29 protein-coding genes are annotated in these 25624 nt (G+C 58.4%); 11 read left to right on the top strand and 18 right to left on the bottom strand.

From position 1 onward, the window contains the following. The 5 genes from rpmD to rpsH are packed head-to-tail and all read right to left on the bottom strand — an operon-like array spanning position 1 to position 2194. Complete coding sequence (gene rpmD / locus HMPREF1267_RS02650) at positions 1-186, bottom strand: 50S ribosomal protein L30 (protein ID WP_005276997.1); 186 nt, start codon at positions 184-186, stop codon at positions 1-3. 3 nt (positions 187-189) lie between these two features. Further along, the gene (gene rpsE, locus HMPREF1267_RS02645; protein WP_005276995.1) at positions 190-813 is read right to left on the bottom strand and encodes a 30S ribosomal protein S5; all 624 of its coding nucleotides are present in this window, start codon (positions 811-813) and stop codon (positions 190-192) included. A 40-nt stretch (positions 814-853) separates the two neighbouring features. Beyond that, positions 854-1255 carry a 50S ribosomal protein L18 gene (gene rplR / locus HMPREF1267_RS02640; RefSeq protein WP_023016753.1) on the bottom strand — a complete coding sequence of 134 codons (402 nt, stop codon included), beginning with the start codon at positions 1253-1255 and terminating at the stop codon, positions 854-856. Between the two features lie 3 nt (positions 1256-1258). Continuing rightward, complete coding sequence (gene rplF / locus HMPREF1267_RS02635; RefSeq protein ID WP_005276991.1) at positions 1259-1795, bottom strand: 50S ribosomal protein L6; 537 nt, start codon at positions 1793-1795, stop codon at positions 1259-1261. A gap of 15 nt (positions 1796-1810) precedes the next feature. Then, positions 1811-2194 carry a 30S ribosomal protein S8 gene (rpsH, locus tag HMPREF1267_RS02630; RefSeq protein ID WP_005276990.1) on the bottom strand — a complete coding sequence of 128 codons (384 nt, stop codon included), beginning with the start codon at positions 2192-2194 and terminating at the stop codon, positions 1811-1813. A 354-nt stretch (positions 2195-2548) separates the two neighbouring features. Between rpsH and HMPREF1267_RS02625 the strand changes: the two genes are divergently transcribed. Continuing rightward, positions 2549-2797 carry a DUF6457 domain-containing protein gene (locus tag HMPREF1267_RS02625; protein ID WP_005276987.1) on the top strand — a complete coding sequence of 83 codons (249 nt, stop codon included), beginning with the start codon at positions 2549-2551 and terminating at the stop codon, positions 2795-2797. Further along, on the top strand, positions 2797-3615 hold the full coding sequence (gene fdhD / locus HMPREF1267_RS02620; RefSeq protein WP_023028296.1) for a formate dehydrogenase accessory sulfurtransferase FdhD: 819 nt from the start codon (positions 2797-2799) through the stop codon (positions 3613-3615). The genes HMPREF1267_RS02625 and fdhD overlap by 1 nt, the downstream gene beginning before the upstream one ends. Here the strand turns inward: fdhD and HMPREF1267_RS02615 are convergent. Next, positions 3612-4397 carry a formate/nitrite transporter family protein gene (locus HMPREF1267_RS02615; protein WP_023028295.1) on the bottom strand — a complete coding sequence of 262 codons (786 nt, stop codon included), beginning with the start codon at positions 4395-4397 and terminating at the stop codon, positions 3612-3614. The genes fdhD and HMPREF1267_RS02615 overlap by 4 nt on opposite strands. Before the next feature lie 172 nt (positions 4398-4569). On the opposite strand from HMPREF1267_RS02615, the gene HMPREF1267_RS02610 reads away from it, so the two are divergent. From HMPREF1267_RS02610 to HMPREF1267_RS02600, 3 genes are all read left to right on the top strand, one after another. Then, positions 4570-5553: a hypothetical protein gene (locus HMPREF1267_RS02610; protein WP_232215096.1), complete on the top strand. Its 984-nt coding sequence runs from the start codon at positions 4570-4572 to the stop codon at positions 5551-5553. 202 nt (positions 5554-5755) lie between these two features. Continuing rightward, positions 5756-9205, top strand: coding sequence for a choice-of-anchor M domain-containing protein (locus HMPREF1267_RS02605; RefSeq protein ID WP_023028293.1), 3450 nt, complete (start codon positions 5756-5758; stop codon positions 9203-9205). An 840-nt stretch (positions 9206-10045) separates the two neighbouring features. Beyond that, positions 10046-10321 carry an IS30 family transposase gene (locus tag HMPREF1267_RS02600; protein WP_005281271.1) on the top strand — a complete coding sequence of 92 codons (276 nt, stop codon included), beginning with the start codon at positions 10046-10048 and terminating at the stop codon, positions 10319-10321. Between the two features lie 95 nt (positions 10322-10416). Here HMPREF1267_RS02600 and rplE read toward each other — a convergent pair whose 3' ends face one another. From rplE to rplN, 3 genes are read right to left on the bottom strand one after another with little or no spacing between them, the layout of a single operon-like run. Next, positions 10417-10968, bottom strand: coding sequence for a 50S ribosomal protein L5 (gene rplE / locus HMPREF1267_RS02595; RefSeq protein ID WP_005281269.1), 552 nt, complete (start codon positions 10966-10968; stop codon positions 10417-10419). Positions 10969-10970: 2 nt separating this feature from the next. Continuing rightward, on the bottom strand, positions 10971-11285 hold the full coding sequence (gene rplX, locus HMPREF1267_RS02590; protein WP_005276967.1) for a 50S ribosomal protein L24: 315 nt from the start codon (positions 11283-11285) through the stop codon (positions 10971-10973). Positions 11286-11289: 4 nt separating this feature from the next. Further along, complete coding sequence (rplN, locus tag HMPREF1267_RS02585) at positions 11290-11658, bottom strand: 50S ribosomal protein L14 (protein WP_005276965.1); 369 nt, start codon at positions 11656-11658, stop codon at positions 11290-11292. Positions 11659-12388: 730 nt separating this feature from the next. On the opposite strand from rplN, the gene HMPREF1267_RS02580 reads away from it, so the two are divergent. From HMPREF1267_RS02580 to HMPREF1267_RS02570, 3 genes are read left to right on the top strand one after another with little or no spacing between them, the layout of a single operon-like run. Beyond that, positions 12389-13228, top strand: a complete 840-nt coding sequence (locus tag HMPREF1267_RS02580) for a MetQ/NlpA family ABC transporter substrate-binding protein (protein ID WP_023028291.1) — start codon at positions 12389-12391, stop codon at positions 13226-13228. Between the two features lie 15 nt (positions 13229-13243). Beyond that, positions 13244-14266 (top strand): methionine ABC transporter ATP-binding protein, encoded by a 1023-nt coding sequence (locus tag HMPREF1267_RS02575; RefSeq protein ID WP_023028290.1) that lies wholly within the window; start codon positions 13244-13246, stop codon positions 14264-14266. Next, complete coding sequence (locus tag HMPREF1267_RS02570) at positions 14266-14943, top strand: methionine ABC transporter permease (protein ID WP_005281257.1); 678 nt, start codon at positions 14266-14268, stop codon at positions 14941-14943. The genes HMPREF1267_RS02575 and HMPREF1267_RS02570 overlap by 1 nt, the downstream gene beginning before the upstream one ends. Positions 14944-15001: 58 nt before the next feature. On the opposite strand, the gene HMPREF1267_RS02565 is transcribed toward HMPREF1267_RS02570, so the two are convergent. Next, on the bottom strand, positions 15002-17029 hold the full coding sequence (locus HMPREF1267_RS02565; RefSeq protein WP_023028289.1) for a sucrose-specific PTS transporter subunit IIBC: 2028 nt from the start codon (positions 17027-17029) through the stop codon (positions 15002-15004). Positions 17030-17153: 124 nt separating this feature from the next. Next, a complete protein-coding gene (locus HMPREF1267_RS02560) occupies positions 17154-18362 on the bottom strand; it encodes a glycoside hydrolase family 32 protein (RefSeq protein ID WP_023028288.1) in 1209 nt (402 codons plus the stop codon). Positions 18363-18382: 20 nt separating this feature from the next. On the opposite strand from HMPREF1267_RS02560, the gene HMPREF1267_RS02555 reads away from it, so the two are divergent. Further along, a complete protein-coding gene (locus HMPREF1267_RS02555; protein ID WP_023028287.1) occupies positions 18383-19267 on the top strand; it encodes a carbohydrate kinase in 885 nt (294 codons plus the stop codon). Then, the gene (locus tag HMPREF1267_RS02550) at positions 19264-19659 is read left to right on the top strand and encodes a hypothetical protein (protein WP_023028286.1); all 396 of its coding nucleotides are present in this window, start codon (positions 19264-19266) and stop codon (positions 19657-19659) included. The genes HMPREF1267_RS02555 and HMPREF1267_RS02550 overlap by 4 nt, the downstream gene beginning before the upstream one ends. Positions 19660-19697: 38 nt before the next feature. Here HMPREF1267_RS02550 and HMPREF1267_RS02545 read toward each other — a convergent pair whose 3' ends face one another. The 4 genes from HMPREF1267_RS02545 to HMPREF1267_RS02530 form a co-directional block, all read right to left on the bottom strand. Continuing rightward, positions 19698-20525, bottom strand: coding sequence for an ABC transporter ATP-binding protein (locus HMPREF1267_RS02545; RefSeq protein WP_023028285.1), 828 nt, complete (start codon positions 20523-20525; stop codon positions 19698-19700). Positions 20526-20609: 84 nt separating this feature from the next. Then, positions 20610-21644 (bottom strand): iron chelate uptake ABC transporter family permease subunit, encoded by a 1035-nt coding sequence (locus HMPREF1267_RS02540; protein WP_023028284.1) that lies wholly within the window; start codon positions 21642-21644, stop codon positions 20610-20612. Next, positions 21641-22645, bottom strand: a complete 1005-nt coding sequence (locus tag HMPREF1267_RS02535; protein ID WP_034666815.1) for an iron ABC transporter permease — start codon at positions 22643-22645, stop codon at positions 21641-21643. Before HMPREF1267_RS02535 ends, HMPREF1267_RS02540 begins: the two co-directional genes overlap by 4 nt. Positions 22646-22720: 75 nt before the next feature. Then, the gene (locus HMPREF1267_RS02530) at positions 22721-23671 is read right to left on the bottom strand and encodes an ABC transporter substrate-binding protein (protein ID WP_023028282.1); all 951 of its coding nucleotides are present in this window, start codon (positions 23669-23671) and stop codon (positions 22721-22723) included. 100 nt (positions 23672-23771) lie between these two features. On the opposite strand from HMPREF1267_RS02530, the gene HMPREF1267_RS02525 reads away from it, so the two are divergent. Beyond that, positions 23772-24593, top strand: a complete 822-nt coding sequence (locus HMPREF1267_RS02525) for a siderophore-interacting protein (RefSeq protein ID WP_084539219.1) — start codon at positions 23772-23774, stop codon at positions 24591-24593. A gap of 71 nt (positions 24594-24664) precedes the next feature. On the opposite strand, the gene rpsQ is transcribed toward HMPREF1267_RS02525, so the two are convergent. The 3 genes from rpsQ to rplP are packed head-to-tail and all read right to left on the bottom strand — an operon-like array spanning position 24665 to position 25622. After that, positions 24665-24973, bottom strand: coding sequence for a 30S ribosomal protein S17 (gene rpsQ, locus HMPREF1267_RS02520; RefSeq protein WP_005276946.1), 309 nt, complete (start codon positions 24971-24973; stop codon positions 24665-24667). A gap of 2 nt (positions 24974-24975) precedes the next feature. Further along, entirely contained in the window at positions 24976-25206 is a 231-nt protein-coding gene (gene rpmC / locus HMPREF1267_RS02515) for a 50S ribosomal protein L29 (RefSeq protein ID WP_005276944.1), read from the bottom strand. Next, positions 25206-25622 carry a 50S ribosomal protein L16 gene (gene rplP, locus HMPREF1267_RS02510; RefSeq protein ID WP_005276943.1) on the bottom strand — a complete coding sequence of 139 codons (417 nt, stop codon included), beginning with the start codon at positions 25620-25622 and terminating at the stop codon, positions 25206-25208. The genes rpmC and rplP overlap by 1 nt, the downstream gene beginning before the upstream one ends. Positions 25623-25624 lie beyond the last annotated feature (2 nt).

The following is a 25624-nucleotide window of genomic DNA, read 5'->3' as shown; positions in this document are numbered from 1 at the left end:
TTACTCCCCTGCCACTTCTTCGACGGTGACCAGGTGGCGAACCTTGTGAACCATACCGCGGATGATCGGGGTGTCCTGCTTGACAACGGACTGACCGATGCGCTTGAGGCCCAGAGCCTCAATGTTCTTGCGGTGGTTCGGCTTGGTGCCCACCAGGCCCTTTACCTGTGTAATCTTCAGAGCCATTGTTTATGCCTCCTGACCTGCGCGCTTGCGCAGCATACGGGCCGGGGTGACCTCTTCGATGGACTTGCCGCGGCGTGCGGCAACCTCTTCGGGGCGGACCAGCTGCTTGAGGCCGTCCACGGTTGCGCGGACGACGTTGAGTGCATTGTCGGAGCCCAGGGACTTCGACAGAATGTCCTGCACGCCAGCGCATTCGAGCACCGGACGAGCAGCACCGCCGGCGATGACACCAGTACCAGGAGCGGCAGGCTTCATCATGACGATGCCCGCTGCGTCGCGACCCTCTACCGGGTGGGTGATGGTGCCGGCAACCATAGGTACGCGGAAGAAGTTCTTGCGAGCCTCTTCTGCACCCTTCTGGATTGCAGCCGGAACTTCCTTAGCCTTGCCGTAGCCAACGCCTACCTGGCCCTGGCCGTCACCAACGACGACGAGAGCGGTGAAGGACATGTTGCGGCCACCCTTAACGGTCTTGGAGACGCGGTTGATGGTCACAACGCGCTCGATGTACTTATCGCGCTCGTTGTCCTGCTGGTTACGACGATCGTTGCGACGGCCGTTGCCGCCGCGGTTGTTCTTGTTGTTCTCGGCGGAGCGTCCGCCGTCACGCTGTTCACGGTCCGACATTACGCGATCCTTCCGTTGATGTTTCCGTTGACGATGATCATTAGAACTTCAGACCACCTTCACGTGCGGCGTCTGCCAGCGCAGCGACGCGGCCGTGGTACTTGTAGCCTGCGCGGTCAAAGACGACCTGCTCAATGCCAGCGGCCTTGGCGCGCTCAGCAATCAGTTCGCCCACCTTGGCAGCCTTTGCCTTCTTATCGCCCTCGAGTGCACGGATGTCCGCTTCCATGGAGGATGCGGAGGCCAGGGTGTGGCCTGCCAGGTCATCGATGACCTGGACGTGCATGTGGCGCGAAGAGCGGTGCAGGACCAAGCGCGGGGACTCAGGGGTGCCACGCAGGGTCTTACGGATACGGAAGTGGCGGCGTGCGCGTGCTTCGCGACGACGAGAAGAAATGTCCTTGCCGACTGGAGTGCGCTTCGTGTTTTCAGTGTTTGCCATTGCTTACTTACCCGTCTTTCCGACCTTGCGACGGATCTGCTCGCCTTCGTAGCGAATACCCTTGCCCTTATAAGGATCGTCCTTACGCAGGCGACGGATATTAGCGGCGATCTGTCCGACTAGTTGCTTGTCAATACCGGTAATGGACAGCTTGGTGTTGCCGTCCACTGCGAAGGTGATTCCCTCCGGAGCCTTGATGAGGATCGGGTGGGAATAGCCCAGGCTGAATTCCAGGTCCTGGCCCTTTTGCTGCACACGGTAGCCGACACCAAAGATTTCCATCTTGATGGTGAAGCCCTCGGTCACGCCGATGACGGCGCTGTTGAGCAGCGAGCGGGACAGGCCGTGCAGAGCACGGTGCTTGCGGTGATCATCAGGGCGGGAAACGGTCAAGATGCCGTCTTCCACGTTGATGGTGATCGGATCCGGAACGTTTACGCTCTGGGTACCCTTAGGGCCCTTGACCTCAACGTCTTGGCCGTTGATGTTGATTTCGACGCCGTTTGGTACGGCGATCGGTGCTAGACCGACTCGAGACATGTGTCAAACCTCCCTTTACCAGACGTAGGCGAGAACTTCTCCGCCTACGCCCTTCTCCTCAGCCTGACGGTCAGTCAGCACACCGTGGGACGTGGAAATGATAGCCACGCCCAGGCCGCCCAAGACCTGTGGCAGTTCGGTGGACTTTGCATACACACGCAGACCCGGCTTAGACACGCGACGCAGACCAGACAGGGAACGCTCGCGGTTGTTGTACTTCAGCTCGAGGGACAGGGTGTGGCCCTCAACGGTGTAGTCAGCGATGTAGCCTTCCTGCTTCAAGATGTCAGCAATATTTGCCTTCAACTTGGAGGTAGGCATCGACACGACGTCGTGGTGTGCGTTACTTGCGTTACGCACGCGCGACAGCATGTCGGCAATAGGATCAGTCATAGTCATATGAGTGACCGTGTACCTTTCTCGTTGCGGTTCCCGTGCTCACCAAAGCGTTTTCCGTGTGATTTCGGGCTACTCACGCTCCTCACGGTCAATACCGCAAGGCGCTCGCCACCCTTTGATTCAGACAACGGTCCGCTATAAACGGCGAGGGGCCTACAACAAAGTTGATGTTCAATTCTTGTTCGGCTCTGCGTTTTGCCAGTTCAGCACGCAAAACCCGCAGGGCTTTGCGCGTGCACCGGCTGCAGCGCAGGCACGCCGGAACACTTTACGCCATATCCTGCGGTTTTCCAAATAAATCCCCTGCATTCATTACAGTCGGATGCAGCGCCACATTATTGAGGAGTAGTTGAGATGAGTACCGAGAACGAAGATCCGATCCGCACCGCCCACCAGTGGCTCGAAGAAGCCGCACGGCTATTAAACCTCGAGCCCCATGAGGCCACGGCGCTAACCCGGGAACTGCTGGATTTAACCAAGGACGTGGCCCATACCCAATCGCGGCCGGCAGCACCGTTGACGGCGTTCGTGGTGGGGTTGGCATCGGCAAGCACGGCAGAAGCCAAGGTAAATATCGAAACCCTCAAGGAGGCGCTGAAGTAATGGCTGGACGCAAGAATGCCACCTTTGCCGTCACGAAGGTGCGCCTGGGCGAGCACGCGCAGGTAGATACCCGCGCCGATACCGTCGCCGGTGAGGAGCCGCTTGAGATTCGCGTGGGTGGGCAGACCATCACCACCACCATGCGCACCCCGGGCCACGATATTGAGCTGGCGCACGGTTTCCTCCACTCCGAGGGGCATATTGCCGCGCTTTCCGATGTCACCACTGCCCGCTACTGCGCCGGTTCCACGGTCCAGGGCATGAATACCTATAACCTGCTGGACATAGACTTGGTGAAGAATACGCCATTAAACTTGAGCGATCTCCGCTTGACCACGACAACATCCGCCTGCGGCGTATGCGGTACCTCGTCTATCGAGGCGCTGACGAAGAAGTCTCGCTACCCCATCCCCCAGATCCCCGTGGACCCACAGCTGGTGGTTCAGCTACCGGAGAAGCTGCGCGCCGCCCAAAAGGAATTCCGCAAGACCGGCGGAATCCACGCCGCCGGCGCGTTTACCATCGAGGGTGAGCCGGTGGTCATCCGGGAGGACATCGGCAGGCACAACGCCGCCGATAAGGTCATTGGCCACCTGCTCATGGAAGAGCGTCTCCCCGCCGATGACCTCATTTTGGTCATGAGCTCCCGCGCCAGTTTCGAGCTGGTACAAAAAGCCGCCATGGCAGGTTTTGGCATGCTCGTTGCCGTCAGCGCCGCCTCTTCCCTGGCCGTAGAGACCGCCCGCGAGACCGGCATGGCGCTGGTGGGCTTTGCCCGCGCCGATCGCTTTAATCTTTATTCGGGCACGCTGGCCTAGTCGCGGTAGTCCTCTGGCCCATTATTGAGCCAGGCGTAGACCCCGCCGATGAGCAGGCCGCCGCCGATGAAATTGCCAATCCACACCAGCGTCCAGTTGAGAGCAACATTGCCAACGGTCATCGCTGCCGGCAGCGGATCGCTGCCGAAGAAGGTGAGCGCAAAGAGGCAGAAATTGGCAATCACGTGCTCCAGGCCTAGGCCCACGAAAATGCCGATAATCGGGACGATGACGATGAACTTCGACACGATTTCCTTGGCAAAGACCGCGCCAACGATGCCCATATTGACCACGAAGTTCGCGGCCATGCCCTCTACAAGCATTCCCTGCGGGGATTTGGTCAGCTTGCCTTCAGAGATGGTGACCAACAGGTGCGAGGGATCCATATTCGCGAGCTTGGCGGACATCCCCATGACGGCGGCAAAGATGATGGCGCCGACAAGGTTAAAGATCGTGGTAATAAGCAGTACGTAGAAAGCCTTACCCCAGGACAAGTGCTTCTGTATCGCCCCGTAGACCATGTACATCATATTGCCCGTGGCCAGCTCCGCACCGAGGATAACGATGGCGAAGAGGCCTAGGCCGAAGAACAGGGCAAAGGTCACGGACCCCAGGCCCGGGGCAAGCCCTTCCACCGCTTGGCCAACGACGCCGGCAAATACGGTGCCGATGCACAGATACACACCGGCGAGGATTGCGCGGACAGAAAATCGTGAAAATGATTGATCGAGTAGGGCGGCCTTTTTCAGGGATCCGGCCTTGGCAGCTTCGTTGAGAGACACCGTTTTTTATTTTCCTTATTTAGCTGTACTTATACGGACAAGAGAATCACGGATTATCGTAGCGCGTTATGCATTCACCGCGTCAATAAAACTAAACAGAAATTATTACTATAAACTTGGTTCACACCCACCCCTATCGTCCCTAATGTCCCTATTTTTCCTCGAAGGTCGCATGGACCACCAAGACCGGCCACGGAGGGAGAGGCCCCAACGTTCTGCGGCGCGATCGCGCCACTCGGCGGCATCAGAAAGCAACACTGCCGCTACGTCTTATTCCCGCAGGACCCGCAGCACGCGCCCCCGGCCATCGAGCAGCGACGCCATAGGAGCCCAGCCTAGACGCTCCGGCAGGCACCGTTCCGACGATCGCGATTGGCGCAAGGCCGAAAACCACGCGCGACGCATTCAGCGCCGCTACCCCAACCGCCGCCTCAAGGAGACCTCCCTGCCCAGGCACCGGAAGAAGCCTTCCGGATGGGATCGCGTCAAAGATGCGTGGAAGTCGTCCTGGGTCCTGCGCATCGCCGCCGGCATCGTGGTCACGCTGCTGGTCATCAGCTCCATCAATCGCAGCATCAGCCCGCCGGAAGGCCTGGAGACCAACGAGGTCACTGCGGAACAAGCCCCCGTCATCGAGCCATCCGCCGCGGTAGAGATGTTCATTCCCGCCATCGATGTCCATGCGAAGTTCGACGATGACAATTGCCGCGTGCTCGATGGCGCCATCAACCCTGACACCATGGATAAGGCCTGCACCTATACCGCCGATGATCGCCCGTATTCCCTGCCGGGAACCAATGCCGAGGATATCGTCGTCATCGCCGGCCACACCGGCGCGGGTGTGCCTGCCGTATTCAATAAGCTTTACGATGGCGCCGCCAACGAGCACAAGGTCAGCATCGGCGATAAGCTCTACGTCCGCACCAAGAATTCCGACCAGAACTGGCTCATCTACACCGCAACCGATCTCCACGACCCCGATAAACAGGGCCTGGCCGGTGACTCCAGCGTATGGGGCGAGGACGCGATGCCAGGCAGGCTGCTGACGATTAGTTGCATCCAGCCCGCCAACCCCCTCGAGGCCGCCGTGCGCAATGCCGTTGTGGGATGGCAATACGAGGGCACCACCCACACCGCGAAGGACAAGAAGGCTTAATCGCCGGCCACTCCTCCGCCGCCTACTCCCCGCAGTCCCTACTTCCACCGCCGGAAGTAGGGACTTTTCATATCCCCCCTTTTCCCAGCGCACAGGTATATTTTCCCTCACCTCACTATATGTACCGATAACGGTTTGCAATAGTGTAATATTCGTTTGAATCTACATAAAAGTTCACTGCCTTTAACCTTGGGAGAACCTTATGCCTTTGCGCACCTCATTTGCGCGCTTTGCCACCATAGTGGTGGCCTTGGCGCTCGCGTTATTCCACGCTCCCCTCGCCCTCGCTGGCGATGCCCCGATTGTCCGCACCCAAACACACGTGGATTCCCCGCACGCGGTGTGGCAGGACGGGAACTTCAAGCTCATGTCCAATAGTGCGGGCCTAGTCCCCATCGAGGACACGATCAACTGGGTGAGCCACGGCCGCGTCGACGGCGGCCTAGGAGCCTATGCCTGGCGCCTGCCCGATGACCCACGCTTTGAATTTCTTAAGGCCAAGACAAACCAGCTCATGTACTACGGCGGCCCCGCGGTCGGCTTCCCGAAAAACACCATGCCCATCTGGGCTGGGTTCGGCGCCGCTGCAGATCTACCTACCGATCAATTCCGCGATAAGTCCTTCAACATGGAGATCGTGGACTTTAAGGGCCCCGGCCGCATGGAGCTATTTAGGTACAACGGAGAGGACTACCCCCTCAACCGACTCTGGTCCTCCCACGATCCGGGATTCCGTACCACATGGGTTAACGCGGGAACGCATACGCATAACGCTACGACGTTTACCCGTCCCGGCCACTACGAGGTCACCTACCGCGCTTCTGCGCGAAAGAAGGATGGCACCTTCATCCACTCCGAGCCACAAACCTTAGTCTGGCAGGTAGGCGGGACCAACCCCGCCGAGCGCACGATTACCGATCTTGATGCTGCCTTTAACGACGCCAAGTCTGAAGGCTCCGCAGCCGAAGATTCCGAGTCCGATGCCCCTATGTTCAAGATGGCTCCCTCCACAGCCGATACCAAGGGCGCGAAGGAAGGCATCCTCACCACGCTGTCACTCGATACGGGAAATGCCAAAGACACCGGCCGCGCCGTCTTCACCATCAATGGCCACTACCTTGCCGAGCGCAAGGTAGAAGGCGGTAAGGCATCGTGGGATGAAATGATCGGTGAAGAAAAATCCGACTTCCAAGCCATCTTTATCCCAGACGATGACGCCCCAAGCCCACGCTGGGTATCCGAACCCGTGGAGTTCTGGACCAGCGCCGTCACCGTCAAGGAAAGGGCCGCTAAAGATGACGAAGCTTTTACAACGAAAAGCGGCGAGCTTCCTACTCCCGAAATGGAAGAGATAGAGCCGTTTGAGACAGAGCCCCTTAAGATCGAGAGCCCAGATATCACCGTGTCCACCAGCGAGGTATACGGCGATGGTGACCGCAATATCGACATCACCGTAGAGCCCGAAGATGACCGCACCACGGTGCGCGTTACCGGCGGCTTCTACAAGGTAAATGGCGAACCGATGACCAACCTACCGGAAAAGCATATTGCAGATTGCGAAATCGGCTTTACTTCCGGGCCAGGACAAAGGACGAGCAGGCAACTCATCGATAGCTGTAAGCAGCCCGGCTACCAGCTCATGCTACGCATCGTTCCTGATTCGCGTTCCGATGCCGGCGGCGCCACGCTATTTAGCCATACTCACAAAGAGGCTTATAAGCCGATAGCTGAGACCACCGTCTCGTTCGCAGATGCTCCCGATTCCGCGGACACGCAGAAACCAGAAGGCTCGGAGAATCCAGAAGACTCCAACACACCAAAGAAGCCGCAAGGTTCGGAAGAAGCAGAAGAGTCAGAGGGTTCCACCCCAACCGAAGAGTCTTCCCCTGAAGCACCTTCCACGACCCCGAAGCCTTCTGTCCCCAATGTCCCCAAACCCAAACCGCAGGGCCCGAAGGATAAGGACACCCCCAACAAGGAGCTCAATCTGCACCGAGGCCACGTCGATATCGCCCCAATCCACGAGGACGGTGAGCTGCACCTAGGCATCAAGGACGAGACGAATCTGTACCATATTGGTGCAATCTGGCGTAAGCCTTCCGATGTCTTTTTCACCGTTCCCAAGCAGGTCAAGACCACCTTGAACAAGGACATCCCGCACTTTGGAAAGAAAGGCAGCGCAGCCTACGTCCTGCCAGAGACACAGCGCACCGGCGTGGTGTGGCCTGGGATAAGCACCGAAGATGCGTACCAGGACACCAAGAAGGACTACACCTTTACTTTCACCCCCGTCAAAGCCCCGAAGGACGGCGAATGGTTGGCATATCTGGCTGATCAAACCGGCCTAGACCAGCGCCTTGCCGGCAGCGATGGTACGCATTCCTATACCACCGAAGGCCCTGACCACATGCACCTCAACTGGGCATTCAACAAGCCCGGTACGTATGAAGTCGGTGTCACGGTCGCCGAAAAAGACGGCAAAACCGCGAAGAAGGCCGTTCTGCGCTTCAAGGTAGCTACCGAGGATTCATCATCTGCTACCCCACCAACCAAGGGCAATGACAATGCGACCGAAGGCGGCTCCAATGGCAGCACCGACGGCACAACCGACAACAACGCCCCATCGAAGGAACCAACCCCAGAGTCAACGGACCCCGCTCCCAGCGAAGAGCCTTCCAAAAAGCGCGAGATCACCAAGGGCCACATCGACTTCGGGCCAAAGGTTGTGGACAATAAACTTGGCTTCTATGTCAACGAAGACAACCGCCACAACGCGCCTGAAGACGTAGCGTTGCGCATTCACGATGCGCAACGCGTGCCGGTCGCTGACTCTCTGGCTAAGACGCTGTCCTTTACCGGAATGGTAAAGACTGGCTCAACGATTTACCACCTGCCATTACAACAGGATCACAATGCTGTGTGGCCGGGATGGGACACGATCAAGGTCGGGCAAGACTACCGTGACGCTGCTATCGAGGTTCGTCCTAAGTCAGCGCCTACGGACGGACAATGGTGGGCCGGCCACACTGCCTCCCTGAACACACCGGAACGGACCTTAGCCGATAGCAACGGTACCCATACGATTAAGGGCGTTGAGGATGGTCCTTTTCATGTCCACGCGCACTGGATCTTTACCGAACCAGGCCGCTACGAGATGGACATGCGCACCGTCAACAACAACGGTGACAAACTCACCGACTGGCACACCGTGACCTTCCTCGTAGGCGATTCAACCACCCAGCCCGGCGGAAAAGGCGCTGACAAAGAAAGCGATGAGGAAGAGGGCAAGCCCGCAGACTCCTCGAAGGATAAGCAGCCAGGCGCTACCAAGCCAGATAACGGCTCGAATAGCACCGGCACTAATAAGCCGGGCTCCGAAAAGTCCAAGGCTTCTACCTCGTCCGGATCGAATGCAGGTGCCAAGGGAAATAGCACTGGGAAGTCGGAGGGCTCCAGCAAGTCCACAACCGCTAAGGGTGCAGCAGGCGGTGGCTCTGGTCCGGGCTCCGGATCCGGCGGAGGCTCCTCCAGCTCCCACAACGGTGCACTAGCCTCCACGGGTGCCAATATCGGTTGGGTACTCGTGCTCGCCGCACTCTTTATTGTCGGCGGCATAGTGTTGGTGAAAAAGCGGTCTAAGGACAGTCAGTAGCCCTTAAGCTCCGGGGTTCGTTGCACCGCCCCACTGCAACGAACTCTCACCGGGGAACTGCTCCACGACCTTAGACCCCAAGAAGCATCTACTTCTGACGCAGAGATCGGCCCCGAGCATGGTCGCTTACCAGTTCGGGCCGGGCTCATTTTGCGTTTTGACGTGGTTATTTACGCACCAAGCTTTTAACCTCTGCCCGAATGGGGCGGAAACTAAACTGAACGGTTATATTCAGCATGTTAAAAATAGTTCAATGGATTATGCTGGGTGCCTACCTACCTTTCTGGCTCATTCCCTATTATCGAAGAAACACTATGCAAATTAAATTTATCTAACTGTTTACGGGTTCTTGGGAAAGTCAGTAGAAATTGAGCCTGTATGCAGTGATAGCCCGACTACATAATGGAATAAATTGACCGCTAAGAGAAATTGGGTCCACGTGAATCAACATGGTACCCTGAGCAATTTATGACCAATGGACGGGCGAAGGTTCCCCGTAAGAAATGTGATTAGCTTTGTTTAGCCGTATATCGAAATCTGCTTTAACTCCTTTCATCATTCTTGTATCCACTTCTCTAGCAGGCTTTTTCTGGGGAGAATTAAGGGTCTTCCCTATTGCTGTGGCGGTAATATTCTTGGCTCTGTACAACACCTCTATACGTAGAGATTTTTACCCAAGATCGGAAGCTGGGGTATTTTTCGTCGGGTTTATACTATCGATTTTTGGTGGATTATTGAATGATTCAAATTACACATTCTCCCTTGGGCTAATGATAGCTTCGACGTTCCTTTTGTTTTTAAATCTTAATAAGGAGGGCCCAACCCGACCTAGGAAGTGAAATGGCTGGCCATAAAGCTTTTACCATGACCGCTGACATTCCCATCTATTTTTGCCATCCAGGATCGCCGTGGGAACTAGGCAGCAACGAATACACCAACGGCAGGCTCAGGAGAAACCTTCCCAAAAACAGCGACCTGTCCATCTACAGCGCCGAGGACCTGGAGATGATCGCCAACATTCACAACCACAAACCACGCAAAGCACTCAACTGGCGCACCCCAGCCGAAGTCATGACCAACGCCCTGACACAAACCGGTAGTATCACACCAAAGTAACCATCATCGCTGCAACGACCCCTAGAATGCAAGGCTGACATTAAAACTAGAAAATCCCAACTCCTTGTAGGGAGTTGGGATTTTTGGCGCTCTATTTACTTGAACGGGAAGCCGAGCTCGCGCAGGAGCTTACGGCCTTCTTCGTCGTTGGTAGCGGTGGTAACGACGGTGATGTCCATACCACGGGGACGATCGATCTTGTCGATGTCGATTTCGTAGAACATGGACTGCTCGGACAGACCGAAGGTGTAGTTACCGTGGCCGTCGAACTGCTGGTCAGACAGACCGCGGAAGTCACGAATACGTGGCAGCGCGATGGTCAGCAGACGGTCCAGGAATTCCCACATGCGGTCGCCGCGCAGGGTAACGCGTGCGCCGATCGGCATGCCTTCACGCAGCTTGAAATTCGCGATGGACTTCTTTGCGCGACGCAGCTGTGGCTTCTGACCGGTGATAGCGGTCAGGTCCTCGAGAGCGCCATTGATGACCTTGGAGTCACGAGCAGCTTCGCCAACACCCATGTTGACGACGACCTTGGTGACGCCAGGGATCTGCATGACGTTGTCGTAGTTGAACTCTTCGTTCAGGTTCTTGCGGATTTCCTCGCGGTAGCGAGTCTTCAGACGCGGGGTGTAGTTCTCGCTCATTTTTAGATGTCCTTCCCGTTGCTACGCGCGATACGGACCTTTTTGCCGTTCTCGTCGAAACGGTAGCCCACGCGGGTCGGGTTGCCCTCGGAGTCAACGATCGCAACGTTGGACACGTGGATCGGAGCTTCTTGGGTAACGATTCCGCCGGACTCGGCGCCACGCTCGGTAGCGGAGTTTGCGACGTGCTTCTTGATGCGGTTAACGCCCTCAACGAGGACCTTTTCGCGCTTCGGGTATGCCTCGATGACCTTGCCCTTCGCGCCCTTATCTGGGCCCGAAATGACAATCACCATATCTCCCTTATGGATCTTCATAAGATTAGATCACCTCCGGTGCTAGAGAAACGATCTTCATGAAACGCTTGTCACGAAGTTCACGAGCAACCGGGCCGAAGATACGGGTACCGCGAGGTTCGCTATCGCCCTTCAGAATAACTGCAGCATTCTCATCAAAGCGGATGTAGGAACCGTCCGGACGACGGGTTTCCTTCTTCGCGCGGACGATAACTGCCTTAACTACATCGCCTTCTTTAACGCTGCCGCCTGGAACAGCGTCCTTGACGGTTGCGACGATAATGTCGCCGATGCCAGCGAAGCGTCGGACGGAGCCACCGAGAACGCGGATGCACAAAAGCTCACGTGCACCAGAGTTGTCGGCGACGCGCAGACGCGATTCTTGCTGAATCACTATGGGTCTCCTGACCTGGATTGATGTGCGACAAGATTTCCGTCCTTGCCACACGCGGTCTACAAACTTGCTGTGCTCGAGCCTTTACAACGAACACGTAAAAGCGTCGATGGGTCTCGGACCGGCGATTCGGAAACGCACCGCTACGGACCGACCAGCTCTCGCAACCTATACATTGAACCACATGGCTTAGCTACTTCCAAAACAGTGCAAACGCAGCGCTTTGACTCCGCCAATCACCCCATAGAGGTGTAGCACTTTAAGAAACACCCCTACACGGTAAAACCGTAAAAAGGACTGGCTGTGCCGGTCGGGAACAATTCCCGGCCGGCACAGCCTTTTTCTATGCGCGTTAAAAATTCCAAGGGGAAGGCAAATGAGGGATTCACGGCTGCCGGGCTCAATGCCCTAGAACCCGATAGCCCTTCCCTACCCTCATTAGCCCCTCCCCACGCCCTCTCCGCTCCTAAAAGGAGCATCGCAAAGCTTTTGCGCCCTGACACACAACTAGACCGGCCTGTACAATTTTGCATAGTAAATCCTATTAAATTCCCCCGATTATTTATGCACGGTCTATATTTTTCCCGGGCCACCTGCGGAAATGCCAACCCCCAGCGGCCAGACCAACCCTCGAAACACAGAGATTTCACTCCGTACAACTTGGTCTATATAGTTGAACCGGGTAGTCTATTAGGCGTCCACTTTTACGTCTACTATTTAAAGGTTCCTCATGTCACGCTCTCTATTTACAAAAATTGGCGCATCGGTAACCGCTGCCGCAACCGCACTCACCCTGGGCGCTTGCGCTAGCGATAATGAAGACGACGGCGATACGGATACGATTCAGGTCGGTACTTCCCCAGGGCCATATTCCGAGCTTTTCAAGGACGGAATTGAGCCAATCCTTGAAGATGAAGGCTTTAAGGTCGATTACACGGACTTCTCCGAGCTGCGACAGGCAGATGTCGCTCTATCCGAGGGGCAGATTGATCTCAACGTAGACCAGCACACGGCGTACATGAACGTCTACAACCAAGAGACTGGGTCCGAGCTGACCAACCTCACCGATATCCCCACCGTTAAGACCAAGATTTACTCCAAGTCCCATAAGTCCATTGATGATGTGGATAAGGGCCACACCGTTGCCATCCCTCAGGACGGTTCGAACCAGACTCGAGCATTCCGCCTTTTGGTCAAGCTTGGCTGGCTCACCATGAAGGACGATGCTGACCAGAACCTCTTGACGGTCAATGATATTGAGGACAATCCGCACGACCTCAAGATTCAGCCGATGGACTCTGCTACCATTCCGCGCTCCATGGACGATGTTGACTGGGGTATTATCCCAGGCTCCATTGCTTATTCCTCCAAGGTCGATCCTTCCCTGGCCCTTGGGGAAGAAGACCTCAGCGATGACCTCATCCTCCAGGCCGTCACCACGGAAGACAAGAAGGACGCCGACTGGGCTAAGGCAGTTATTGAGGCCTATAAGTCCCAGGAGTTCCTCGACCACGTCGATAGCGTGAACGAGGAAAACTACTGGTTCGTCCCAGACTCGCTCAAGAAGTAATACGGAACTTTCTCCATGCTTGATGTTGAATTTCGCGACTTAGGCAAGACCTTTCGCACCAAGTCGGCCTCGGTGACGGCCCTGGAAGGTGTCAACTTGGACATCGAAAAGGGATCCATCTTCGGGGTCGTCGGCACGAGCGGTGCCGGCAAGTCCACCTTGCTGCGCACCATTAACGGACTGGAAAAGCCCACCGCTGGAACGGTCAATGTTCTAGGCCGTGACCTTAATGCGCTGTCCAAGAAACAACTGCGCGAGCTGCGCGGAGAAGTGTCGATGGTATTCCAGCACTTCAACCTACTCGATACGCAGACGGTGGCTCAGAACGTGGCGATGCCGCTCATCCTGGCCAAGACCCCGAAGAAGGAAATCCAGCAGCGCGTCACCGAGGTGCTAGAAATGGTGGGGCTTGAAGGGCGCGCCCAATCGCTGCCAAAGCAGCTTTCCGGTGGTCAGCGCCAACGCGTCGGGATCGCCCGCGCCTTAATCACCAACCCAAAGATTCTGCTGTGCGATGAACCGACGTCAGCCCTCGACCCGCTAACGACTGACCAGATTCTGGATCTCATCGTCCGCGTGAACCAGGAATTGGATATCACCGTCGTCATCATCACGCATGAGATGGGTGTTATCTCCCGCATCGCGGACACCGTTGTGGTCATGGAGGACGGCCATGTCATCGAAAATGGTGCCGTAAGCGGCGTCTTTTCTGCCCCGCAGCAACCCCTGACGCAGCGGCTCGTGGAGACCGTACTCCCGCAGCACCTTCCAGCGTCGGTGCAAGACACGGTCAATGCCTCCCACTATGACCGCGTCCTGCGCGTCACCCACCACAGCGGCGCGGCAAAAGGCCTTGTCAACGGCTTGGTGCAACGGGGCATCGACACGGATCTTATCCACGCCTCCGACGTGGCCCTGCGCGATGGCACGGTTGGCACGCTGGTGCTCGGGCTCGTCAATAAGGATGAAGCTGCGCTTAACGATGCCGTGCAGTGGATACAGCAGCAGGGCCAACTCAACGCAGAGGTAGTGAACTAATGGATTTAACTGAGATCTTCGATACCAAGGTTTCTATCGATCAATACCTAGAGGCCGGCTGGCAAACCCTTTATATGGTGGGCATTTCCCTCTTTTTAGGAACGATCGGCGGAGTTGCCCTGGGAATCATCCTGGTACTTGCTAATCCACAGGGCATGTACCCCAACCGCGTGCTGTTTAGGATCACTGACTTCCTCGTCAATACGGTGCGCTCCTTGCCGTTTATCATCTTGATGGTGGCGATCGTCCCGTTCACGCGCCTTATCGTCGGCACTTCCATTGGCATGACCGCGGCGCTGGTGCCGCTAACCATCTTCATCGCGCCGTTTATGGCCCGCCTCATCGAGCAATCGGTGTTGGAAGTTGGCGATGGCATCCTCGAAGCTGCGGAATCCATGGGCGCTTCCCTGTGGCAAACCATCCGTTATTTCTTGCTGCCAGAGGCTAAGGCCTCGATCATCTTGGCGCTGACCACCTCCACCATCACGTTGATTTCTGCCACTGCGATGGCCGGAACCATCGGTGGCGGCGGCGTCGGTGACTTGGCGGTCTCGTATGGTTATCAGCAATTCGATACCGTAGCCATTATCCTCACCGTGATCATCCTCATCGTGGTGGTACAAGCAATCCAGGGCTTGGGCAATGCGCTCGCCCGCCGGGCTCGCAACGGGGCCTAAGACACACAAACAAGTAAAAAGGCTGGGGTTTATCCCCAGCCTTTGTCTTGTCCGTCCCTTAAGACGTAGCTTCCTTTGTAGAAGGTTTCGATGTCCCCTGCTGAGCCTTCGGGTCAACGGTAAATAGGTCCGTCCCAGAGCCAATGAGTTCACCCTCGCGGAAGGCCGCGGTGGGAATAACGGGACCGGTCTTCTTGGCATTGGACACAACGATCGGCGTCGTTACCGGCAGGCCTGCTTCCTTGATGGCCTCGATATCGAATTCAGCCAGAACCTCGCCTTGCTTGACGGTATCGCCCTTATTGACATGCGAGGTGAAGTGTTCGCCCTTGAGGTTTACTGTATCGAAGCCAATGTGCATAAGGATGTCAATCGGCCCCACCGCTGGGTCGTCCACGCGCAGGGCGTAGGCGTGGTGGGAAGGAAAGGTCACGGTGATGGTGCCATCTGCAGGCGCGACGAGCTTGCCCACCGTCGGTTCGATGGCAACACCTTTACCCAGCTTGCCCCCGGCGAACATGGGGTCCTTAACTTTGGATAGGGGCAGGGCATTTCCCTCTAGCGGAGAAAATATTGTCGCGGCATCTGCGGCGGCGGAGCCAGCGGCAGCAGACTCCTCAGCAGCCTCGGCGGCCAAAGCCTGCGCAGCGGGAGGGTTGACCTCATCAGGATCAATGGTGCCGTTGCGGTGGATGAGCACCTGCCCGTACAGGTAGGCCCCGATGAAGGCTACGGCGAAGGAGATGACACCACACAGCAAGAAGGTTGGGACAAAGCGGGGAACGGAGACGAAACCGATGAAGCCGGCGGCGCCGAGGGCATCCGCAAGCACGCCGAAAATGGCGATGAACGTAGAGGCGATGGCTGATGCCGCCATACCGATATAAAACGGCCACCGCAGCCGCAGGTTAACGCCGAAGATCGCGGGCTCAGTAATACCAAACAGCGCCGAGATACCGGAGGCACCGGCCAAGCCCTTGAGCTTTTCGGAGCGCGCCAAGAAGTACACGGCCAAGGCCACACCACCCTGGGCAATATTGGCCATCGAGGCAATGGGGAAGATGAAGGAACCGCCCTCATTCCACAGCATCGTCTCAATGGGCGGGAAGGATTGGTGTAGGCCGGTAATGACGATCGGCGAATAAACCAGACCGAAAAGGAAGCCCGCCACGGGACCGGCAAAGTCATACAAGTTGGCCAGCCCCATACCCAACCACTCACCGGCGGTGCGCAAGATTGGGCCCAGCCCCATAAAGGTAATAAAGCCCGTCACCAGCAGGGTAAGCAGGGGTGTGAGCATGAAGTCCACGGTGCCCTTGAGGTGCTTGTGCAGGAACTTTTCAATCGTCGCCAGGATCCAGGCGATGACCAGAATGGGCAAGATCGAGCCCTGGTAGCCAGCTTGGGCAACGTCGATGCCAAAGATATCCCAGTAGGGCATCTCGCCATTTTCAATAGCCTCGGCAACGTTATAGCCGCTAACCAAATCCGGCATGACCATCGCCATGGCCATACCCGCGCCGAGGAATTCATTGCCGCCAAAGCGCTTAGTAGCAGTAAAGCCCACGAGGATGGGCAAGAAGGCAAAGGGAGCGGATGCCAAGAGGTTGACCAGTCCGGCAAACCCTTCCCACGAAGGATACATTTCGATGACGGATTGATCCCCAAATAGTCCCGGCGCGGTCAGCACATTATTTAATGCCATCAACAAACCGCCGCCGAGCAGGATAGGGATTAGCGGAACAAAGATATCGGCCAAGACCTTGACCGCGCGGGAAAACCAGTTGCCGGATTCCGCGGCAATATCCTTCAAGCGATCGGTGGACACGGCGACGTCCTTGGAAATGGATTTGGTCATTTCCTGAAAGACGATATTGACATCGCCCGGGCCCACGATGACCTGGAACATGCCACCGGCTTCGAAGGTGCCCTTCAGATCCGGATCGTTGTCTAGCGCTGCGGTATCAACCTTGTCCGAATCATCCAACACCATGCGCAAGCGCGTGGCGCAGTGGGCAAGGGCAATAATATTTTCTTCGCCGCCTAATGCCTTGAGAGTGCGGGCGGCGACCTCTTGATGCTCCATGGACCAACCTTTGTTATTTAGGTCACATTAAATGACCGAATGTGATTGACTACTTCCCATTTAAGTCTGTTTGGGCCGAAATGTCCACAAAACAAAAAGCTGTCGATCCTAGTTCCGCAAGGTCTTAGTCCAGCGGCTCCCATGCCTGCCAGGGAGCATCCCCAAAAACGGCGAATGCCGCGGCGATGCGACCGCCGCCGGCAAAGACTTCTACGGCGCAGCCATCGGCGATGAGCCGCATTTCTCCATCGGGGCATGTGATCGGCTCACCGCCGTTGAAAGAGATGGTGCCACCGCCTTGCACCACGCGGAATGCTTCCTTCCCGGTGGCATCGACAAGCGCATAAGCTCCCTCCCCCGTTATATCGATGGTCGAGCCAAAGCCGTCCCTGCCGCGGGTTTCCGGCAGCGCAGACCACAGCGGTTCTTGGCACAGATAGTTATCCTCCAGCCACAGCCGCCGCGGAATAGTCAAGGTATGCACCCACCCCTGCGTTGGAGTCTCATCATGAGCGGGCATGCCCATCCAGCCCAACAGGATATTTTCCTCGGTTGCCTGCGGCGCATAAAACTGCGTGCCGTAATCCAGCAGGGTAAAGCCGCGCTCAACGTGGAAATTAAGCCCGTCCAAGGTGCCGACGACGTAGCCGCACCGGTCGGTTTCCTCCTGCGGACAGAAGATCAACACGTGTTTATCCCCAAAGGTCAGCAAGTTGGGACACTCCCACATATAGCCACCCGGAAGCTGCGCGGGATCATCAAAAACAAGCTCACCCTGGAACTCCCACTGCCTTAAATCCTGCGAATAATACAGCACGATGATTCCGCGTTCGTCTTCCGTTTGCGCACCAATGACCATGCGCCATCCCTTCCCGGCGCGGGAAATATGGGGATCGCGGAAGTGGCCGGTATACCCCTCCGGAGAATCAGCGATGAGCGGGTTGGCGGTATCGCGGACATAAATCCCGCCTTCCGGCCCAGAGGGGTCCATGACCCGCACGCGGTTCTGTGATGGGATGCGGCGCCCGTCTTCTTTCAGGTTCCCGGTATAAAAAAGCCACACGTCCGTGCCGTCAACAACGGCCCCACCGGAGTAGCACCCATCCTTGTCATAGGGCAGGTCAGGATAAAGAGCATCGGGATAATGCCGCCACGGTGTGGGCGCGGATACCGTGGTGGTGGCGTGACCCCAGCCGGTCCGGCTGGGCTTGTGCGGAAAGGCAGGGTCATGCTGGTAATACGCGTGCAGAATATCGCCATCCACAAAAAGGCCATTGGGGTCGTTGAGGCGGCCCAGTGGTGGCGCAAGGTGAAAGTTCGGTCGGTGGTTCATGTCCCCGATACTATGGAACTATGACTATTCATGTGTGCGGCGAAGGCCTCGTGGACCTGGTTCCGGTATCCCCCGGCCGCTTGAATGACCTCACCCCGGCGCTGGGCGGCGGCCCCTTCAACGTGGCCATCGCCGCGGCGCGCTTGGGCGCGGACGTGGAATTTCAATCGCGGATTTCTACCGATGGGTTTGGCCAGGAATTATTCCGGCGCCTTGAAGAAGAAGGCGTCGAAACCGCCCACGTGCAGCGCGGCGAAGAACCGACCACCTTGGCGGTGACCACCATCGCGGAAAACGGCACGGCCTCCTATAACTTTTATGTGGAAGGCACCGCAGATCGCTTCGTTGAGCCCAAACTAGCTCCGGCAGATATCGCCTGCTTCGGTACCGTCTCCCTGGCCTTGGAACCGGGCGCTTCCCGCTATGCGCAGCTGCTCAGGGACTTCGCCGCGCAGGGAACGCTCGTGGCCCTAGATCCCAATATCCGGCCTTTTTATGCCACCGAGGCGCATAAGAAATTCTTGGCGGATTTGCTGACACACGTCTCGGTGTTGAAGCTATCGGATGAAGAGGTGGACTTTTTAGGCGAGGAGTTCACCCACCAGGTCCCCATCGTGGCCACCACCCGCGGCGGCGACGGAATTAGCGTCAGGGCTGGGGATACTTCTCTCGACGTTCCTGCAGCCGCGGTAGAGGTCACCGATACCATCGGCGCCGGCGACACCATCATGGCAGCCCTACTGACGCAACTCGATGATCGCAGCCTCGATGCAAACAAGGCCGCAGCACTAAGCACCGAAGAGTGGCGCGATATCCTCCACTTTGCTGCCACCGCAGCCGGCATCACCGTCTCCCGCACCGGCGCCAATCCCCCACTGCGCAAGGAAGTAGAGTCAGCCTTATGAGCTACACCAAACGCACGCTGTGGATACACCTGGGCCTATTCCTCTTAGTGTTCCTCGCATTCATCCTCCCCGTTGTCATTGGTACCGCAGCCCTGCTCCCGCTGTGGCTCTCGGGTGGATTAAGCATCGTCCTTGCAGCGGCCGCGCTTATTGATGCCGCCTTTAAGTTCTTCGCCCCCGCCTCCCCACGCAGCCTCAAGCTGCTCTCCGGCATCGCCGGCATCGTGCTGCTAGTGGGCTGGGGAATCTGGATCTACATCTACGGCAACATGGCGGCAGTCGGCACAGGAACCTACCGCATCGGCAATTTCCTGCTGAGCGTGGGCTGCGTGCTCAACCTCTTCATCATCGCCATTTCGGTTTTGGATATCCGCCGGTTGGCGCGGCAGTAGCCGAACCAAGCGCTCCTGGCGCTTAGCGCGGGGAGCGCTTAGTTGTCGCTGGGGAGGACGCGGCGGGGGACGATAATGGGGGCATCGCCAAGCAGGTCGTCCCAGGCCTCCGCCTCGATGCCATAGGCCTGCGCCAATACCTTTGGAGCCAGCGCCTGCTTGGGTGCACCGCGCGCGATGATATCGCCGGCCTTCATCACCACCATGGAATCGGAATAGTGGCCCGCGAGCATAAGATCGTGCAGGACCACAACCACCGTTTTGCCGGCGCGCGCCTGTGCGCGAGCCAGCTCCAGCATGCTCATGGCGTGGGCGGGGTCGAGGAAGGTGGTGGGTTCATCGAGAAGCAGCACCGGCGTATCCTGCGCCAGCGCCAAAGCCAGCCACACGCGCTGGCGCTGCCCGCCCGATAGGGAGGCAATATCGCGGTCGAGGAAGTCCACAATCTCCGTGGCTTCGCAGGCCTGGGCGATGATCTCCCGGTCCGAAGGAGAAAGACCGCGCATCCTGCCCTGATAGGGGTGGCGCCCGCGCGCGACCAACTCGCCTACCCGCAATCCATCGGGGGCCACGGGGTGCTGCGGCAGCAGCGCCACCTGCTGCGCGGCTTCCTTCGCGTTCATCGCATGCAGGTCAGCCTCCCCGACCATGACGCTACCCTGCCGCGGGGCCAGGATTTTAGACAGCGTCTTGAGCAGCGTGGACTTGCCGCAGCCATTGGGCCCGATGAGCGTGGTGACCTCACCGGCGCGGGCATGCAGGTCGACGCCGGAGAGGATATCCTCGCCGTCCTTATATCCCGCATGGATGCCGGTGGCTTGGAGGCTGCACCGGCGCTTCGGGCTCGTGGGCTGATTATCCGTCATATCTTTTCCTTCATCCACGTACGAGTGTGTAGCACTATTTGGGTGGCGGGCTGGACTGAACTTCGCTGTGCCGCGCCACGGCTTTTAACTGCGCCGGGCCGCATTCCACACCAATACCACCAGGGCGCAGCCGCCGATGACCGAGGAAACCGCACCCACCGGGGCGTTGACCGGAATCGCGCCGGCAATGACGGCGCACACGGTCAGCAGAGCCGCGCCCGCGGCTGCCGATGCCACCGGCGAGGGCGTAGGCGTGCGCGCCACCATCCGCGCCAGGTGCGGTGCCAGCAGGGCGATAAACCCGATGGGTCCGACCACCGAAACCACCACGGCGCAGATGCCGGTTGCCGCGATGAGCAGCAGGGCGCGCTGGCGGGAGATATTGACGCCCAGGGTGGTCGCGGAGGAATCATCATGGGCAAGCAGCGGCAGCTCCCGCGCGCACCAGATGCCTATGGCAATAAACGGCGCTAACGCCACGAGTAAGGGAACGATGACCTCCATGCGCACAAACCCGGTCGAGCCCGCCAGCCACGTTTGTGCCTCGGCCGCGCGCTGGATCTGGGCGCTGCGCATCAAATACGCCACGATGGCCTGAAACATCAGCGATAAGGCGATGCCGACGATGACGATGCGATTGCTCGTGCCGATGCCACCCAAGACGGCGAGGAGGATGACGACGAGGAGGGCGCCGATCATCGCCAAGCATGCCCGCCACCAGAAGTCCGGGATGCCGTCCGCGAAACTGGGGCGCGAATGCACAGTGCCCAGCACCACCAGGACCGATGCACCGCCGGTCACGCCCAAAATATCCGGCGATGCCAGTGGGTTGCGCGCCATGGTCTGCGTCCACGAACCGGCCACACCGAGGGCGGCGCCGACGATGACGGTGGCGATGGCAACAGGCAGGCGCAAGTCCCACACCACCCTGATGTGGCTCTCGCTGCCGCCGCCGGTGAGCACATCGAGGACCTGCCGCGGGCTCAATTCCAGCGGGCCTTGCCCCAGCAATACCAGGTAGGCGGCAAGCGCAATAAGGCCAAATACGAGTGTAGAGGCGAGCACGCGGACGTGCCTGCGACGCTGCTGCGCTTGCAGGATACTGCTTATTGTTGTCATGCGTTATCGCCCCACGCTCTGCCCACGCCACGGTGGGCGCCCCAAATGAGGAAGGGCGCGCCCACGATGGCAAGCACGATAGACATCTCTAGCTCCGAGTTACCCACGATAAGCCGCCCGATGATATCGGCGGCAAGCACGGCGCAACCGCCCAGAAGCGCGGAGGGCAAGAGCATCGTGGCCACGCTGGGGCCAACCACCCGCCGCACGATGTGGGGGATGGCAAAGCCGACGAAGGCAATGGGGCCCGTCGCCGCCGTGGCGCTGCCGGCCAGCACCACGACGCTCAGTGCTGCGCCCACCCGCGCAGTGGTTGGAGACCCGCCCAAGGCAAGCGAGGACTCCTCCCCCATGGCCAAAAGGTCAAGCGGCCTGGCCGCCATCGCCGCGCATACCAGGCCGATGAGCAGGCCAATACCCGCGATGGCGACGTCTTCTGGGCCGCGCCCGAAGGTTGAGCCGATGGTCCAGCGCCGCATGCTATCGAGGACGTCCGTGGAATACAGGCCGATGATCACCGCGCCCGATCCCAGGGCTGCTGAGACGCCGGCGCCGACGAGAATGAGCGTTAGCGGATCCTGGAACCGCCGCGAGACGGCCAAAACCAGCAGCGTGGTAATGCCCGCGCCGACGAGCGCGAGGGTGGTGCGCATGCCGGTGGTGGTAGCAATGCCAATGGCCGTACCTAGGGCAACGAAGAACGAGGCGCCTGCGGTAATACCGATAAATCCGGGGTCCGCCAGCGGGTTCCTGGTCCAAGATTGCGCCAAGACACCGGCGACGGCAAGGGCAGCGCCGGCGAAATAGGCCAAGAAGGTGCGCGGCATGCGCAGGTTCCACACGATATCGCGGATATCCTGCTCGCCTGCCCCGCGCAGCGCGGCGATGACCTCATCAGGCGGAATGGAACGGGAACCCAGCGCCAAGGACGCCACCGCCAGCGCCAGGCTGGCGAGGATAAGGGAGACAAGGAACGTCTTGCGCCCCTTTCCCCGCGCCATCACCGGTGTGGCTGTGGGGTTTTGCGCTGTGGAACCCGTCTGGATAGTCTGGCTGTCCTTCGTGGTTGCTGACAATTACAGCTTCTCTTCAAACTTATCTATTGCCCAGGGGATGGTCACTGGGTTCGGCATGCTCATGGCGTTGCCGGTATCCATGTCCAGGTAGCGCACGCGCCCATCCTTGACAATATCGAGGCCCTGGAAGGTCTTATCCTTCTTCAAGACATCCGCGGAGCCGTTGTAATCCAGGACAAAGAGGTGCTCAACCTGGTTGAGCTTTGCGTAGTTTTCCGGGGCAATGTCAACGAAGAAGCTGCTGCCATCGCCCTTCAACTCATCGGGGATCTCCATGCCAAGATCCTCGATGAACTGTCCGCGCCCATCCTCATCTGTGTACAGGCCAATCTTTCCGTCATAAGGCATGACGATGGCCGCGGACTTGCCCTGCAATTCGGTGTGCTCGCGGCGGAATTCCTCGAAGGCCTTTTCGGTGTCCTTGATGAGCTTTTCGCCGTCGTCTTCCTTATCCACAGCGTCCGCAATGGCCTCTACCTGCTTTTCCCAGGGAATCTGCCAGTCTTCATACCCATCAGGCTTGACGGTAGTCGGCGCGATTTCTTCCAGGGATTCCTTCGCGCGAGCATCCACCGCCTGGTTCACCGCAATGATCTTGGTGGGATCGGCAGCGGTGATCTGCTCGAAGGTCTCCGCGGTGAAACCGGTTGCGGTGTTGTAGATGGTCTCAGGTTTGGCATCGCCAAGCAGCTTCTTTGACCAAGGGCCAACACCGGAAGGATCGCCGTCACCCTCAGCGCCCCATGGCGCCACCGTCACGGGAGTAATACCCAGGGCGAGCAGCGTATCGGCATCGCCCAAGCCCAGGCTAGCCACGCGCTCCTCGCTGGCGGCTTCGGTGGACGACTGCGTGCTTTCGTCGCCCTCACCGCGCGAGCAGCCGACTAAGGCCACGGCTCCGGCGGACAGCAGTGCCACAACACCCATGGTGCGGCGTCCGAAAATCTTCATGAGGCTAACCCTTTCGGTAAAGGAGGTAAATGACGTGGCATATCCTACCCCCCCCGAAAGAATTAGGCAAGGCTTAACTGTGCACAGGTATGTTGGACGCATGAATTCTTCCTTACAATCGTCCACGATGCCTGAACACGAATTGATCCCCGTTACCCTCACCGCTAATGAGCAGATCCGGCCGCGGCTGCACCGCCTGACATTTCACGCTGAGGCGTTCCGGACGTATGAGCTCGCCGGCCCCGATGAATACTTTGGCCTCGTCATGCCGCAAGCCGGGCAGGAATTTGCGCCCTTCCCCGTCGATGGCGTCAATATCCGCGCGGCGGTGGCCGATATGGACGAGGAAACGCGTCCAGACCTGCGCTGGTACACCATACGCGCGCTGCACCCTGAGGACGCGACTGTCGATGTCGATGTAGTCACCCACGGCGATTCCGGCCCCGGCTCGCGGTGGATTCTGCGCGCGCAACCCGGCGATACGGCGGGGTTCTTTACCTGCAACGAGATGTGGCGGCCGACAGAGGCTGCGCAGCTATTGGTCGCCGATGCCTCTGCCCTGCCTGCCCTGCGGCACATCCTTGCCTTTCAAGAGGAACATGACCCGGCGAAGCTCGCTTCCACCGACGTTGTAGCGGTGGTCACTAGCGATGACGAAGTAGAACCCGGGCTCGCGGCTAGGTGGGAGCCCAGCGTGCGCAGCCTGCGCGTCCTTCGCACCGAGCCGCACCAGGAGGCGGATTCCGTCGTTGCCGCGCTGGAAGCAGATTATGCCGGTGACTCGGTGCCAGGGTACGTGTGGGTCTCCGGCGAGGGAGATTTGGCAAAGAAGGTCCGCGGCCTCGCGGTGAAAGGCTGGGGCTTGCCCACCGACGGCGTCACCTGGGTGCCCTATTGGTTTTATGGAAGGGCCCGTCCTTAAGAGCCCTAAAACCGCGAGAGGCCCCTGCGCCGAACCATGTGGTCCGGTACAGGGGCTGCGCTGGCTAGGGTTTACTTAGCCTTCTCGATGATCTTTACGAGACGGAAGTGCTTGTCCTTGGACAGCGGGCGGGTCTCAGCGATACGTACGAGATCGCCTACGCCTGCGATTTCTTCCTCATCGTGCGCCTTAACCTTCTTGTTAGAGCGCATGATCTTGCCGTACAGAGCGTGCTGCTTGCGGTCTTCGATCTCGACGACGATGGTCTTGGACATCTTGTCCGAGACGACGTAGCCGGTGCGGACCTTAGGAGCACCCTTGACCTTCTCCTTCTTCGGAGTTGGTCCCTTCTTGGATTCAGTCACGTTAGCCTCACTCATGATTAAGCCTCAGCTCCCGGAGCGACAGACAGGCCCAGCTCGCGCTCGCGCAGAACGGTGTAGATGCGGGCAATGTCGCGCTTAACCGTGCCGATGCGGCGGTTGTTGGTCAGCTGGCCGGTGGCCTTCTGGAAACGAAGGTTGAACAGTTCTTCCTTCGCATCCTTCAGACGGGTTTCCAGCTCTGCGTTGTCGAGCTCACGGAACTCGTGGGCGGGGGTACCGGTTGCCATTAGAACTGGTCCTCCTTCTTGATGATGCGGACCTTGCAAGGAAGCTTCTGGCCAGCGCGGCGCAGAGCCTCGATTGCAACAGCCTCAGTTGGGTAGCTCATCTCGAAAAGTACGCGGCCAGGCTTCACGTTAGCCACCCACTTCTCAACCGGGCCCTTACCGGAACCCATACGAACACCGAGCGGCTTCTGGGTCAACGGACGGTCCGGGAAGATGTTGATCCACACCTTGCCACCACGCTTAACGTGGCGGTTGATGGCAATACGTGCGGCCTCAATCTGACGGTTGGTGATGTACGCAGGCTCCAGTGCCTGGATTGCGTAATCGCCGAAGTTAATGCGGTTTCCGCCCTTGGACACGCCACGACGGCTCGGGCGGTGCTGACGGCGGTACTTAACACGCTTAGGAATAAGCATGG

The sequence above is a fragment of the Corynebacterium sp. KPL1824 genome (genome assembly GCF_000478095.1).
GTDB lineage: Bacteria > Actinomycetota > Actinomycetes > Mycobacteriales > Mycobacteriaceae > Corynebacterium > Corynebacterium accolens.
The sequence above is the reverse complement of the archived record's forward strand: the minus strand, read 5'-3'. Positions and strand labels throughout refer to the sequence as shown.

Bases quoted from the DNA above. Each gene is read 5' to 3' on its own strand.
- rpmD (WP_005276997.1), bottom strand. From the start codon at position 186: ATGGCTCTGAAGATTACACAGGTAAAGGGCCTGGTGGGCACCAAGCCG.
- rpsE (WP_005276995.1), bottom strand. From the start codon at position 813: ATGTCGGACCGTGAACAGCGTGACGGCGGACGCTCCGCCGAGAACAAC.
- rplR (WP_023016753.1), bottom strand. From the start codon at position 1,255: ATGGCAAACACTGAAAACACGAAGCGCACTCCAGTCGGCAAGGACATT.
- rplF (WP_005276991.1), bottom strand. From the start codon at position 1,795: ATGTCTCGAGTCGGTCTAGCACCGATCGCCGTACCAAACGGCGTCGAA.
- rpsH (WP_005276990.1), bottom strand. From the start codon at position 2,194: ATGACTATGACTGATCCTATTGCCGACATGCTGTCGCGCGTGCGTAAC.
- HMPREF1267_RS02625 (WP_005276987.1), top strand. From the start codon at position 2,549: ATGAGTACCGAGAACGAAGATCCGATCCGCACCGCCCACCAGTGGCTC.
- fdhD (WP_023028296.1), top strand. From the start codon at position 2,797: ATGGCTGGACGCAAGAATGCCACCTTTGCCGTCACGAAGGTGCGCCTG.
- HMPREF1267_RS02610 (WP_232215096.1), top strand. From the start codon at position 4,570: ATGGACCACCAAGACCGGCCACGGAGGGAGAGGCCCCAACGTTCTGCG.
- HMPREF1267_RS02605 (WP_023028293.1), top strand. From the start codon at position 5,756: ATGCCTTTGCGCACCTCATTTGCGCGCTTTGCCACCATAGTGGTGGCC.
- HMPREF1267_RS02600 (WP_005281271.1), top strand. From the start codon at position 10,046: ATGGCTGGCCATAAAGCTTTTACCATGACCGCTGACATTCCCATCTAT.
- rplE (WP_005281269.1), bottom strand. From the start codon at position 10,968: ATGAGCGAGAACTACACCCCGCGTCTGAAGACTCGCTACCGCGAGGAA.
- rplX (WP_005276967.1), bottom strand. From the start codon at position 11,285: ATGAAGATCCATAAGGGAGATATGGTGATTGTCATTTCGGGCCCAGAT.
- HMPREF1267_RS02580 (WP_023028291.1), top strand. From the start codon at position 12,389: ATGTCACGCTCTCTATTTACAAAAATTGGCGCATCGGTAACCGCTGCC.
- HMPREF1267_RS02575 (WP_023028290.1), top strand. From the start codon at position 13,244: ATGCTTGATGTTGAATTTCGCGACTTAGGCAAGACCTTTCGCACCAAG.
- HMPREF1267_RS02570 (WP_005281257.1), top strand. From the start codon at position 14,266: ATGGATTTAACTGAGATCTTCGATACCAAGGTTTCTATCGATCAATAC.
- HMPREF1267_RS02565 (WP_023028289.1), bottom strand. From the start codon at position 17,029: ATGGAGCATCAAGAGGTCGCCGCCCGCACTCTCAAGGCATTAGGCGGC.
- HMPREF1267_RS02560 (WP_023028288.1), bottom strand. From the start codon at position 18,362: ATGAACCACCGACCGAACTTTCACCTTGCGCCACCACTGGGCCGCCTC.
- HMPREF1267_RS02555 (WP_023028287.1), top strand. From the start codon at position 18,383: ATGACTATTCATGTGTGCGGCGAAGGCCTCGTGGACCTGGTTCCGGTA.
- HMPREF1267_RS02550 (WP_023028286.1), top strand. From the start codon at position 19,264: ATGAGCTACACCAAACGCACGCTGTGGATACACCTGGGCCTATTCCTC.
- HMPREF1267_RS02545 (WP_023028285.1), bottom strand. From the start codon at position 20,525: ATGACGGATAATCAGCCCACGAGCCCGAAGCGCCGGTGCAGCCTCCAA.
- HMPREF1267_RS02540 (WP_023028284.1), bottom strand. From the start codon at position 21,644: ATGACAACAATAAGCAGTATCCTGCAAGCGCAGCAGCGTCGCAGGCAC.
- HMPREF1267_RS02535 (WP_034666815.1), bottom strand. From the start codon at position 22,645: ATGGCGCGGGGAAAGGGGCGCAAGACGTTCCTTGTCTCCCTTATCCTC.
- HMPREF1267_RS02530 (WP_023028282.1), bottom strand. From the start codon at position 23,671: ATGAAGATTTTCGGACGCCGCACCATGGGTGTTGTGGCACTGCTGTCC.
- HMPREF1267_RS02525 (WP_084539219.1), top strand. From the start codon at position 23,772: ATGAATTCTTCCTTACAATCGTCCACGATGCCTGAACACGAATTGATC.
- rpsQ (WP_005276946.1), bottom strand. From the start codon at position 24,973: ATGAGTGAGGCTAACGTGACTGAATCCAAGAAGGGACCAACTCCGAAG.
- rpmC (WP_005276944.1), bottom strand. From the start codon at position 25,206: ATGGCAACCGGTACCCCCGCCCACGAGTTCCGTGAGCTCGACAACGCA.
- rplP (WP_005276943.1), bottom strand. From the start codon at position 25,622: ATGCTTATTCCTAAGCGTGTTAAGTACCGCCGTCAGCACCGCCCGAGC.